Origin of the sequence: Wandonia haliotis, from assembly GCF_039523435.1 — a bacterium.
GTDB classification, from domain to species: Bacteria; Bacteroidota; Bacteroidia; order Flavobacteriales_D; family Crocinitomicaceae; genus Wandonia; species Wandonia haliotis.
On record NZ_BAAAFH010000022.1, the window covers coordinates 993,618 to 1,005,687 of the forward strand.

Annotated in this window: 12 protein-coding genes; 2 read left to right on the plus strand and 10 right to left on the minus strand. The window is 41.5% G+C overall.

The annotated features are described in order from the left end of the window. Positions 1-27: 27 nt before the first annotated feature. Genes accB through ABDZ97_RS17020 form a run of 7 tightly spaced genes read right to left on the minus strand, consistent with a single transcriptional unit; the run spans position 28 to position 5,813 of the window. The gene (accB, locus tag ABDZ97_RS16990) at positions 28-549 is read right to left on the minus strand and encodes an acetyl-CoA carboxylase biotin carboxyl carrier protein (RefSeq protein ID WP_343790718.1); all 522 of its coding nucleotides are present in this window, start codon (positions 547-549) and stop codon (positions 28-30) included. Positions 550-589: 40 nt separating this feature from the next. Further along, the gene (locus ABDZ97_RS16995) at positions 590-1,579 is read right to left on the minus strand and encodes a beta-ketoacyl-ACP synthase III (protein ID WP_343790720.1); all 990 of its coding nucleotides are present in this window, start codon (positions 1,577-1,579) and stop codon (positions 590-592) included. Then, the gene (plsX, locus tag ABDZ97_RS17000; RefSeq protein ID WP_343790722.1) at positions 1,579-2,517 is read right to left on the minus strand and encodes a phosphate acyltransferase PlsX; all 939 of its coding nucleotides are present in this window, start codon (positions 2,515-2,517) and stop codon (positions 1,579-1,581) included. The genes ABDZ97_RS16995 and plsX overlap by 1 nt, the downstream gene beginning before the upstream one ends. A gap of 28 nt (positions 2,518-2,545) precedes the next feature. After that, entirely contained in the window at positions 2,546-2,737 is a 192-nt protein-coding gene (gene rpmF, locus ABDZ97_RS17005) for a 50S ribosomal protein L32 (protein ID WP_343790725.1), read from the minus strand. 37 nt (positions 2,738-2,774) lie between these two features. After that, positions 2,775-3,290, minus strand: coding sequence for a YceD family protein (locus tag ABDZ97_RS17010; RefSeq protein ID WP_343790728.1), 516 nt, complete (start codon positions 3,288-3,290; stop codon positions 2,775-2,777). Positions 3,291-3,343: 53 nt separating this feature from the next. Further along, the gene (gene pdxA / locus ABDZ97_RS17015) at positions 3,344-4,408 is read right to left on the minus strand and encodes a 4-hydroxythreonine-4-phosphate dehydrogenase PdxA (RefSeq protein ID WP_343790730.1); all 1,065 of its coding nucleotides are present in this window, start codon (positions 4,406-4,408) and stop codon (positions 3,344-3,346) included. Further along, positions 4,398-5,813 carry a leucyl aminopeptidase family protein gene (locus ABDZ97_RS17020; RefSeq protein WP_343790733.1) on the minus strand — a complete coding sequence of 472 codons (1,416 nt, stop codon included), beginning with the start codon at positions 5,811-5,813 and terminating at the stop codon, positions 4,398-4,400. The genes pdxA and ABDZ97_RS17020 overlap by 11 nt, the downstream gene beginning before the upstream one ends. 175 nt (positions 5,814-5,988) lie before the next feature. Here ABDZ97_RS17020 and ABDZ97_RS17025 point away from each other — a divergent pair, with 175 nt between their 5' ends. Next, positions 5,989-8,589, plus strand: a complete 2,601-nt coding sequence (locus ABDZ97_RS17025; RefSeq protein ID WP_343790736.1) for a T9SS type B sorting domain-containing protein — start codon at positions 5,989-5,991, stop codon at positions 8,587-8,589. Between the two features lie 5 nt (positions 8,590-8,594). Further along, positions 8,595-9,170 (plus strand): riboflavin synthase, encoded by a 576-nt coding sequence (locus tag ABDZ97_RS17030; RefSeq protein WP_343790739.1) that lies wholly within the window; start codon positions 8,595-8,597, stop codon positions 9,168-9,170. A gap of 19 nt (positions 9,171-9,189) precedes the next feature. Here the strand turns inward: ABDZ97_RS17030 and ABDZ97_RS17035 are convergent, their stop codons facing one another. The 3 genes from ABDZ97_RS17035 to kbl all read right to left on the minus strand — a co-directional run bounded on the left by ABDZ97_RS17035 (position 9,190) and on the right by kbl (position 12,065). Further along, entirely contained in the window at positions 9,190-9,750 is a 561-nt protein-coding gene (locus ABDZ97_RS17035; RefSeq protein WP_343790742.1) for a hypothetical protein, read from the minus strand. Between the two features lie 77 nt (positions 9,751-9,827). Then, positions 9,828-10,778: a methylenetetrahydrofolate reductase [NAD(P)H] gene (gene metF, locus ABDZ97_RS17040; protein WP_343790745.1), complete on the minus strand. Its 951-nt coding sequence runs from the start codon at positions 10,776-10,778 to the stop codon at positions 9,828-9,830. 99 nt (positions 10,779-10,877) lie between these two features. After that, complete coding sequence (gene kbl / locus ABDZ97_RS17045) at positions 10,878-12,065, minus strand: glycine C-acetyltransferase (protein WP_343791021.1); 1,188 nt, start codon at positions 12,063-12,065, stop codon at positions 10,878-10,880. Between the last annotated feature and the right edge of the window lie 5 nt (positions 12,066-12,070).

The following is a 12,070-nucleotide window of genomic DNA, read 5'->3' on the forward strand; positions in this document are numbered from 1 at the left end:
TGGTTCAACAAAAAAATGAGTCTTTGCTTATGCAGGCTCAACCAGGAAAAGAGGCTGATCGTACTCTACAGGAGTAGCATCATCAACCAGTACTTTCACGATTTTTCCGGAAACTTCTGACTCAATTTCGTTAAACAACTTCATTGCTTCAATAATACAAACTACATCACCTGACTTGATTGTATCTCCTACGTTTACAAAGTTATCTTTACCTGGACCAGGAGCTCTGTAGAACGTACCGATCATTGGTGATTTAATCGTAATCAATTTCGAGTCATCTTCAGCAGGTGCAGCTGGTTTCTCAGCAGCAGGAGCCGGTGCAGCGGCAACAGGAGCCGGAGCGGCAGCAACAGGTTGAGCCTGTGCAGCAGCAATCTGTGCAGGTGTAGCAACCGGAGCTTGTTGAAGAACGATTGTTTGCTCTTCTTTCTTCGACTTTTTACCTTCTGATTTGATTGTTATCTTAAAATCCTTTTGTTCAATTTCTACCTCAGTAACACCTGAGCGCGAAACAAACTTTATAAGTTCCTGAATCTCACTTAAATTCATAATACTCTATTATTTGGTTGGATAAATATACAAAATGTTTTTACGAATTGTAGGCCCATTTCAGATAGATAGCACCCCATGTAAATCCACCTCCAAAGGCAGAAAGAATCAGGTTATCACCCTTTTTCAACCTACTCTCCCAATCCCACAAACAAAGCGGAAGTGTACCGGCAGTTGTATTACCATACTTCTCTATGTTTACCATAACTTTCTCAGGAGGAAGCCCCATACGCGATGCTGTTGCATCAATGATACGAAGATTTGCCTGGTGCGGTACCAACCAATCTACATCATCACTTGTCAGGTTATTCTTCTCCATGATTTGTGCAGAAACTTCTGCCATATTTGTAACAGCAAATTTAAATACCTGCTTCCCTTCCTGCTTTACATAGTGTAATCTCTGGTCTACTGTATCATGTGATGCAGGTGCGGCACTACCACCACCGGGTTGTAACAGGTAATTTCTCCCTGCTCCGTCACTGTGCATAATACTATCGATGATTCCCAATCCTTCAGTATTTGGTTCCAGCAATGCTACTCCACCGCCATCACCAAAAATAACACAAGTAGTTCTGTCCTGATAATCCAGAATAGAAGTCATTTTATCCACCCCGATTACTAATACTTTCTTGTGCTTTCCTGTTTCAATGAATTGCGCTCCGATAGTCAGTCCGTATATAAAACCTGAACAGGCCGCAATGACATCAAAACTCCATGCATTTTTCATTCCGACTTTATCGGAAATGACGTTCGCTGTACTTGGGAAAGGGTAGTCCGGAGTAACCGTACCACAAATTACAAGATCAATATCCAATGGATCGATATTTTTCTTTTCCAGCAATTTCTTTACAGCAGCGGCCCCCATATCTGAAGTAGGACCATCTTTCATAATACGCCTTTCACGAATACCTGTTCTTGTACGAATCCACTCGTCAGACGTATCTACAATTTTTGACAAATCTTCATTTGTCATCACGTGTTCAGGAACATATCCCTCAACACCTGTAATTGCTGCTGTAACCTTTCCCATTATTTAAAAGCTTCTTTAATTTTCTTCGACAAATCAGAACCTACTACGTTTGCGGTATGCAGAATCATATTCTTCACCGCAACATCGTTGGAAATTCCATGACCGATAACAACTGTTCCGTTCACACCTAAAATAGGAGTACCACCGTAATTTTCGTAATTAAAACGGTCAAAATACTCATCTTCCACCCCTCTTTTTCTGAGAAGTGAATAAAACCCTTCGGCTGTCTTCAGAACAACGTTACCTGTAAACCCATCACAAACAATAACATCTGCACGATCTGTAAACAAATCGCGTCCTTCAATATTTCCGACAAAATTCAGATCATCCGATTCCTGAAGTAGTTTGTGTGTAGTTGTAGTCAGTAGGTTCCCCTTTTCAGGTTCCTCACCAATATTCAGCAAACCGACACGAGGATTCTCGATTCCGTTTACGTGCTTCATATAAAGTGAACCTAAAATTGCAAACTGATATAAGACATCCGGTTTACAATCCGCATTTGCCCCCACGTCCAAGAGAATCGATTCTCCTCCCGTAAGTTTGGGAAGCGTGGATGTAATGCAGGGACGAATCACTCCCGGAATTGCATTTATCTTATAAATAGACCCTACCAGCATTGCGCCTGTATTTCCTGTACTGGCAAAAGCATCAATCTGTTTTGTTGCCAGCAACTCAAACCCGACAGCAATACTACTGTTCGGTTTTTTCGGCAATGCACGTGTAGGGTGATCACTCATAGTGATCACCTCCGGAGCATGTACAAAATCCACCTTGTCAGGATCTTCCCCTAACCCGGCAATCTGTTTACGGGCGATTTCTTCGTCGCCTATAAATACAATACGACAATCCTCCGGAAGATCTTTGAGGGCGAGATAAGCTCCTGCAACATTCGCATCAGGAGCGAAATCTCCTCCCATAATATCTATTCCAATCCTCATCTGGAATCTCGTATTCAGCTGTAAAAAATTATACAGCTACTTCTTTCTCAGCTACTACTTTACCTTTATAGTAAAGTTTTCCTTCGTGCCAGAATGCTCTGTGAAACAAGTGTGGCTGACCCGTAGTTGGGCATGTTGCGATATTCGCAGCAGTTGCCTTAAAGTGGGTTCTTCTCTTGTCCCTTCTTGTGGTCGAAGTTCTTCTCTTAGGATGTGCCATTTTACTTTATTTTTATATACAAATCTACAAATACTTTTTATTCTTCTTCGTCTTCGTCCCAATCGTCCTCAAAATCATCTTCATCATCGGGATCGGAACTATTGATTGAATATTGGCTAATCAACGTTACCATTTCTTCGTTGCATTCACCTTCCTCATGCACTTTTCGCGCAGGTAGCAAGACGTTAATGAACTCATAGAAATAAGGAGCCATTTCCAACATATACGCTTCAGGAGGCAAAACAATCAACTCTTCATTATCAGATTGTTCTTTCCCGAACTTAAACACCAGTTTAAACGCTCCTTCTACTGGCAGCTCCAATGGATCTGCACATCTGTCACAGGTAGTATTCACAACCCCCTTGACTTTGTAACGTGTTGTCAACATGTTTGGTTTTTTATCCAACTCCATGTCGATTAGCACTTCTCCTGATTCAATCAGGGAATACTCAAAATTCTCAAAGAACTCAGCACCAATTTCAAAGCTAACCTGATGCAAACCATCTTTTAACCCTGAAAATTGAACATTATAATTACGCAATGAACTTTTCACTGTTCAAAAAATTGGACGGCAAAGGTAAGAAAATAAACTGAAATCAAACACATTTAATCTCTCCCTTTATTATTTTGTGGTTGCGACTGAAGCGGATTCGCCTCAATCTCCCTTATAAACTCACGGTTTCTGTATATATCTACTGCCAAATAAATTGCACTTCGCATTGAAGTTTCGGAAGCAATTCCCTTTCCGGCAATATCAAAAGCCGTTCCGTGATCAGGAGAAGTTCTTACCACGGGTAGCCCTGCTGTAAAGTTCACCCCCGAGTCAAACGCAAGTGCTTTAAACGGCGCCAGCCCCTGATCATGATACATAGCTAACACAGCATCGTAGTGCTTACGAGCTTCTGAACCAAAAAATCCATCTGCCGGAAACGGACCATTCACAAGGATATCTTCCTGTTTAGCAGCTTGTATCGCCGGTGTAATCACCTCTGACTCTTCTTGTCCCATTGCACCTTTTTCACCTGCATGCGGATTAAGCCCCAAAACAGCTATTTTTGGTCGAACAATTTTAAAGTCTCTTTTTAACGATGTATTCAACGCTTTGATCTTATTCAGGATCTTTTCCTTTGTCAGCTGTTCCGGAACCTCTTTTAAAGCAATATGTGAAGAAACCAAAGCAACACGCAAATTCTCAGACACCATCATCATTAAAGCCTCAGCTACCCCTGACATGTCTGCCAGGTATTCCGTATGACCGGGAAACTGGAATCCTGCTTTCTGAATGGTTTCTTTTGAAATAGGCGCAGTCACCAAAACATCAATTTTATTAGCGGCCAAATCAGCCGTTGCGGCTTCCAGCGAAAGAAATGCATGCTTCCCACCTGCTTCTGTTTTTTGCCCCGGCTCAATCCTCAGATCATCCCCCCAGCAATTAATCACATTGATCTTACGCGGGTCTATCTGATCTGCTGTTTTAATCGACTGGTACTGAAAATCATGTTCTTTGATTGCTTTTTTATAAAACGAAAGTGTTCGTGTCGAGGCATAAATAACAACTGAACAATCTTGCAGAATCCGGTTATCTGAAAGCGCTTTAATTGTCACTTCCGGCCCGATACCGTTAACATCTCCTATACTGATTCCTACCCGAACGGGTTGTCTATTTTCCATCTGTGTAATTTGCTAAAAATCTTGTTAATAAACGGACTCCTGTACCAGTTCCTCCTTTTCCTCTGTATCCGTCCTCAGCTTCTAAAAATGCCGGACCGGCTATATCGATGTGAATGTATGGATTTTTTGTGAAGTGCTCTAAAAACTTTCCTGCTGTAATCATCCCGGCATACGGACCGCCAAGGTTATTCAAGTCTGCGATATCTGACTTCATTTCTTCGGCATACTCATCCCAAAAAGGAAGCTGAACCAGACGTTCATGTACCTCATTCCCGGCTGCAACTAAATTGTCAATTACTTCCTGTGCAGCATTTCCCATCACACAAGCTGCCCGCGTTCCAATTGCCCGCACGGCCGCACCGGTTAATGTTGCCGCGTCGATAACAAGCTCCGGGCTGTACTTATCTCCATAAGACAGTGCATCGGCCAATACCATTCTACCTTCTGCATCCGTATTTTTGACTTCTACCGTTTTACCATTATACATAGTGATAACATCTCCGGGAGCATAGGCGTTTTTCCCCGGTCGGTTATCTGTTGCCGGGATAATACAAATAACATGAACGGGTAATTTGTTCAACGCTACAGACATCATCGTTCCGACCATACACGCCGCACCCCCCATATCACTTTTCATGATATCCATACTATGTGCAGTAGGCTTAAGGCTTAAGCCACCTGTATCATACACAATCCCTTTTCCCACAAGTACAACAGGCTGTTTATTAACGGCTGCATCGGGCTTGTATTCTATTACCGAAAAAGTGGGCGGTTCTTCACTCCCCAGATTTACAGCTATCAACCCTCCAAGTTTCAACGACTCTATCTGATGTTTCTCCAGTACCGTTACATGTACTCCAACAGGAGCTAGTTTTTCCTCTATTTCTTTGCTCAATTGAGTAGCTGTAAGGTAACTATGTGGCTCGTTTACCAAATCTCTCGACCAGTACACAGCACGGATCGTATTGTTTACAATCTCAATCTCCTTTTCATTTCCGTCTAACACTGCAATTTTCCGGAGAGAGAATTCTTTCTCCTGCCTATCTGACCGGTATTTAAGAAACTGGTAATTTGCTAATGCAAGTCCTTCCGCTACTTCGATAGCAGCTCCTTCAGCACCAGTTATTTCAATTTCTTCAACTGCTTTTTCAAGTTTCTTTCGAACCTGATATCCATACATTCTGTTCTTCTCCGAATGCGATTTAACTTTGGCAACAAAAATCCATTGCTTGCCTGTTTTCACAAAGTCAAAATCTTCTTTTGAGCCGGAAAATTCGTTCAGAAATGCAATTACTTCCGACGGAATTCTCTCCGTTTTTAGCGCATCCACACCTCTCTCATCCAGCAAAATCACCTGACATGCTGCTATATCTGCTACTTGTTTACTATATATTTCCGGTTGCATCTGAAAAATTTTAGGTAAAGTTAACCAAAAGTGTCCAAACCGCAGGTCTGACCGATCGAGAATTCAACCGGTTACTTATTTTGTTTATCCTGTCGGTCTTTCAAATTATTACTCCTAGCTTTATTTGTAATCGCATTACTATGAATTATTTCCAAGTTTGTTGTATTTTCACCTTATGACTTTGAGACAGGTACTTCTTCTGATTTGTTCTATGCTACACTTCTGGGGGTATTCTACTCATAATCGTATGGGCGAAATAACCTATCGTCATTTATACGGAAACACATACGAGTTCACTGTTAAGACCTGTACCAAACTCACAGCCGAAGCAGACCGTCCGGAGCTGGAAATCAATTACGGAGACGGAGACAGTGACACGATTCCGAGAATTTCACAAATTCAGGATCCAGTAACAGATACCAAAGAAAATCTTTACAGAGGTATTCATACCTTCAGTGGACCGGGAACTTTCACAATTCAGGTTGAAGACCCCAATCGGAATATGGGGATTATTAATATTTCCAATTCTGTAGAAAAGATCTTTTGTATTCAGTCCGTACTTGTCATCTCCCCCTTTCTCTCTCCTAATAATTCTGTTCAATTTTCGAATTGTCCCTGTCCGGAGATAGCTTGCATGAATCAACCCTGGGTGTATAATCTGGCGGCATTTGACACAGATGAAGACAGTTTGTCTTACTCACTTATTCCCTGCAAGGGAGAAAACTGTGCAGATTTTGCTATCCCTCAGGTATATCAGTATCCACAGACGGTAGGTGGCGGAACAATGTCCGTTCATCCGGTGACAGGAACAATTGTTTGGGACAGTCCGGCTATTATCGGAGAATATAATCTGGCTATTTTGGTCACAGAATGGAGAAACGGGGTCAGAATTGGCTCTGTTATCGTAGATATGCAACTTACTGTTGCGCCTTGTAACAATGTAGCTCCGGAGATTACTGATATTGCCGATACCTGTGTACAGGCAGGTACACATCTCACAAGATCTGTCACGGCAACAGATTCTGATTTGGGTCAAACATTGCAAATGACTGCCGAGGGCGTCCCCTTTCAGCTAGAAAATTCACCGGCCTTGTTCTCTTCTGTTCCTGCTCAATCATCTGTTATCGGGACATTCAGCTGGACACCGGACTGTGCTGCAATACGAAATTCACCTTACAATGTTCTGTTTGAAGTGTCAGATAACGCGCAAGATGTCTCTCTCCGAGACATGAAAGTCTGGAATATAACTGTCAATGCACCTCCCGTCACGGGACTTGTAGTCACTCCCTCAGGCACTTCAATGGAACTAAACTGGGACGATTATTTTTGTGATGAAGTACATCATTATTCGATTTACAGAAATACTGATTCCGTTGTAATCGATGATGATTGTTGTTCTTCCGGTTTTCTTTCAGGAAGCGGTTTTGAACAAATCGGAACAAGTGAGACCAACTCCTATACTGACACGGACGAACTTATAATCGGTAATCGATACTGCTATATCATAACAGCTGTATTTGAAAATGGTATTGAAAGCTGTGCCTCCGAAACAAACTGTTCTCAACTGGACTTTTCGGTTCCTATCCTAACCCATGTAACCATTACCAGTACGGATGTATCAAGCGGCTCTGACTCTATACGATGGACCCATCCCAGAGACTTAAATCCCTTACAGTTTCCGGGACCTTATTCATACAACTTATACCGAAGTATTGCAGAAAATTATCCTGAAGAACTTATTTTTCAGACAACTACAGAGGCTGTACTTGAGGATTGCGATACTTTGTTTACAGAAACAACTCTTAATACTACTGCCAATGGTTATCGCTACCGGATTGAATTAGTAAATAACGGAGCCATTGTAGGTTCAGGCGCATCGTCATCCAGTAGCTTCTTGTCCATTATTCCAAACGACAATCAACTTGAATTGAGTTGGACAACGAATACATCCTGGCAAATAGACAGCACAGATGTTTACAGGGAATCTTCTCCGGGAAGTGGCATATTTACGATGATCGAAAGAGTTTATGGGACAGAATTTATTGACACAGGACTGATCAATCAACAACTTTATTGTTACAAGGTAAAGACCTACGGAAGTTACAGTTTGCCTTCTGTTATTCGTCCTTTGGTTAACTGGTCACAGGAAGTTTGTGCCGCACCCTATGATTACACAGCTCCCTGTTCGCCCTCGTTAACACTACTAAGTGATTGTGATGCCTCTACTAATTTTCTCTCCTGGAATAACCCCAATCAAAGCTGTTCGGACGATGTAACCCGATACGCCGTTTACTTCAGCCCGGATTCTCTGCAAGAACCTTCTTTGTTAGAAATCATAGAAGGAGATCAACATACGGACTACGCCCACTTTCTTCCGCAGGGAACACCAGGATGTTATTATGTCACGGCTTTGGATTCAATTCCTTACAACAACGAAAGTTTACCTTCAAACAAAATCTGTGTTGAACATTGCGAACCACTATACACCCTTCCCAATGTTATTACCAATAACGGGGATGGAATTAATGATATTTTCCATCCGCAACTCCCTTATAAATTTATCGATCATGTTGAATTTCGACTCTTTAACCGTTGGGGGCAGATATTGTTTGAAACGCAAGACCCTCTTATCAATTGGGACGGAACAGAATCTAAAAAAGGAAAAACAGTAACAGAAGGCGTCTATTTTTACACTTGTCGCGTGTATTTCCTAACTTTGTCAGGAGAACAATTTATGGATTTACATGGTTTTGTCCATGTCTTTAACGGGAATTAAGATTTATGTTTACAGGAATTATAGAACAGCTTGGGGAGGTAAAACACATTGAAAAGGATCAGGAAAACGTTCATTTTACGCTATCCGCTGACTTCACCAATGAGTTAAAGATTGATCAAAGTGTGGCACACAACGGCGTTTGTCTGACAGTTGTTTCTATAGAAAATGATACGTACGTAGTTACCGCCATTAAAGAAACACTGGATAAAACGAATCTGGGAAATCTGAATCCCGGAAATAAAGTGAACCTTGAACGATGCATGAAACTCGGAGATCGTTTGGATGGACATATTGTACAGGGGCATGTCGATAAAGTTGCCGAATGTACAGCGATAGAGAATCAGGATGGAAGCTGGAAATTCACTTTCAGGTATGAAGGAAATGAAAAAACAGTAGAGAAGGGTTCTGTAACTGTCAACGGGATAAGTCTTACCGTAGTTGATTCAACTGACAATGGTTTTTCTGTTTGTATTATTCCGTACACTTACGAACACACCAACTTTCACGAACTAAAAGTCGGTGATAAAGTAAATCTGGAATTTGATATTATCGGAAAATATGTGGCGCGTCTTATGAAGTAGTAAACCACCAAAAAAGACTCTATTGCTGTGACTTCTCCGCCCAGCCCGGCAATTTTTTCTCCAGTTTTTTCTGTAACTTTTCGAATACTTGTGCCCGCGAAGAAGTACCACTTAATCTCAGGATATCATACCCTTTGAATTGCCCGTCCTCAAAGTACATAAATTCAAATGTAACGGAGCTCATTTCTTCCTGAAAGATCGGATAAAGATGTCCCTCTTCCAACGCTTCTGTCAACGTAACAGGGAAGTTCTCTCTCGGTTTGAACTTTCGATCAAATCCTCTTACCGAAATCAAAAGATACCCCTTAATTCCTTTTGTTTTCAGTACCTGATTCAACGAATCAGACCCCAAATCATCCACTGAATTTCCTACTTTAGAGTAGTTCAATGAGGGTTTAACATTCATACCAAACTGCGCAAAAAATTTAGTCAGATTTACTTCAACAGCATACCTGTCATCCGGCTTGTCGATTTTGCCAATAATTAAAAGGCTTTCGACCCCTTTTATCGGAACAGGTGATTTTTGTCCCATAACCGGCAAAACTAATCCTAACAACACAAGATACAGCAGATATTTCATGAACTCTGTTTTATTTTAATGCTACAAAAACTGTGCTAATTGAGCACAATTGCCAAATGTAGGAATTTATTAGCAGACTAAAACACCTCTCTGGCAATCACCTCTGTGGATGAAGAATTACTCATTGTATAATAATGAATACATGGTGCACCTGCCTTTTTCAATTCTTTGGACTGGTGAACTCCCCATTCAATTCCTAATCTTTCTACGTCTGCATTTGTCTTGCATTTCAGTAATTCGGCAGATAGTTCTTCCGGGTAATCAATATGAAAGAACTTGGGCAGAAAAGAGATATGTGCCATCGTCTTAATTGGCTTAAGCCCCGGAATTATCGGAACCGTAATTCCAACCTGACGACACTTCTCTACAAAGTCAAAGTATTTTTTATTATCGAAAAACATCTGTGTCACGATATACTCAGCTCCCGCACCTACTTTTTCTTTCAGGTATTGCAAATCCGTCTGGAGGTTCATCGCCTCGAAATGTTTCTCAGGATATCCCGCCACTCCAATACAAAAATCCGTCGGTTCGAGTTTAATATCTTCAATGGAGTAATTTCCCTTATTCATATCAACGATCTGACTCACCAGTTCAACTGCATACGAATGTCCTTCGGGATGTGCCCGGAAATTACTTTCCGTTTTGATAGAGTCGCCACGTAAAGCCAATACATTATCAATTCCTAAAAACTGAAGATCTATCAGGGCGTTCTCTGTCTCTTCTTTTGAAAACCCGCCACAAATCAGGTGAGGCACGGCATCCACCTGATACTTATTCATAATCGCGGCACAAATACCCACAGTCCCGGGACGTTTTCTGATTGAAACTTTTTCCAGCAATCCCTGCCCCCGCTCCTTATACATATACTCCTCTCTATGATAAGTTACGTTGATAAATTTGGGTTTAAATTCCATCAGAGGATCTATCCCATTATAGATAGATTGAATACTTTTTCCCTTTAGTGGTGGGAGAATTTCAAACGAAAAAAGAGTTTCTTTCGCGTTGTTAATATGATCTATTACTTTCATTAAAGTGCACTGTTTTCAATACCCGAATGTGCAAATATAAAGTTAATGAGTTGACATTTACACTGAACTGTCAACTCATTAACCAATGGAGGAGGAATGCTATATTATTCCTAGTTCTTTTCCTACTTTTATAAATGCTGCGATTGCTTTGTCAAGATGTTCCCGCGTATGAGCTGCTGAGATCTGGGTTCTGATACGCGCCTGTCCCTTCCCTACTACAGGGTAGAAGAAACCAATCGCATATACACCTTCTTCAAGCAAGCGGTCAGCAAACTTCTGAGAAAGTGCCGCATCATACAGCATAATCGGAACGATAGGAGAGTCTCCCGGTTTAATATCAAAACCTGCTTCAATTATGTGTTTCTTAAAGTATTTTGTGTTCTCTTCCAGACGATCTCTCAACTCAGTTGTTGCACTCAGGATCTCAAAGATTTTGATGGATGCTCCAACGATACTAGGTGCCAGAGAATTTGAAAACAAGTAAGGACGTGAACGCTGACGAAGCATTTCAATAACCTCTTTCGGACCGGTAGTATAACCACCCATTGCTCCACCCAAAGCTTTTCCGAGTGTTCCCGTAATAATATCTACCTTGTCAAGAACACCATGGTATTCCGGCGCACCTCTTCCTGTTCTGCCAATAAATCCTGCAGCATGACATTCGTCTGTCATTACTAACGCATCATATTTTTCGGCCAGTGCACAGATCTCATCCATTTTCGCAATATCACCATCCATTGAGAAGACACCGTCTGTCACAATAATCCGGTTACGTTGCGCCTGTGCCGCTTTTAGCTGAGCCTCAAGGTCTGCCATATCACTATGCTTATAGCGATAACGCTGCGCCTTACACAAACGCACTCCATCAATAATTGAAGCGTGATTCAACTCATCAGAAATAATAGCATCATCAGCCGTAAAAAGCGGTTCAAAGACTCCCCCGTTTGCATCAAAAGCTGCTGCATACAAAATGGTATCTTCCGTACCGTAAAACTCTGCTATTTTACGTTCTAATTCTTTATGAATATCCTGTGTACCACAGATAAAACGTACTGAGCTCATCCCAAATCCGTGAGAGTCCAAAGCGTCTTTTGCAGCCTGAATCACTTCAGGATGTGATGACAACCCCAGGTAATTATTCGCACACATAATCACAACATCATCCTGCGTAGTTACGTTAACGGACGCTCCCTGTGGCGTGGTAATAATACGCTCTTTTTTATATAATCCTGCTTCTTTTATTTCTTTCAACTCCTGATCGAGTTGTGCTTTCATTTTTCCGTACATATTAT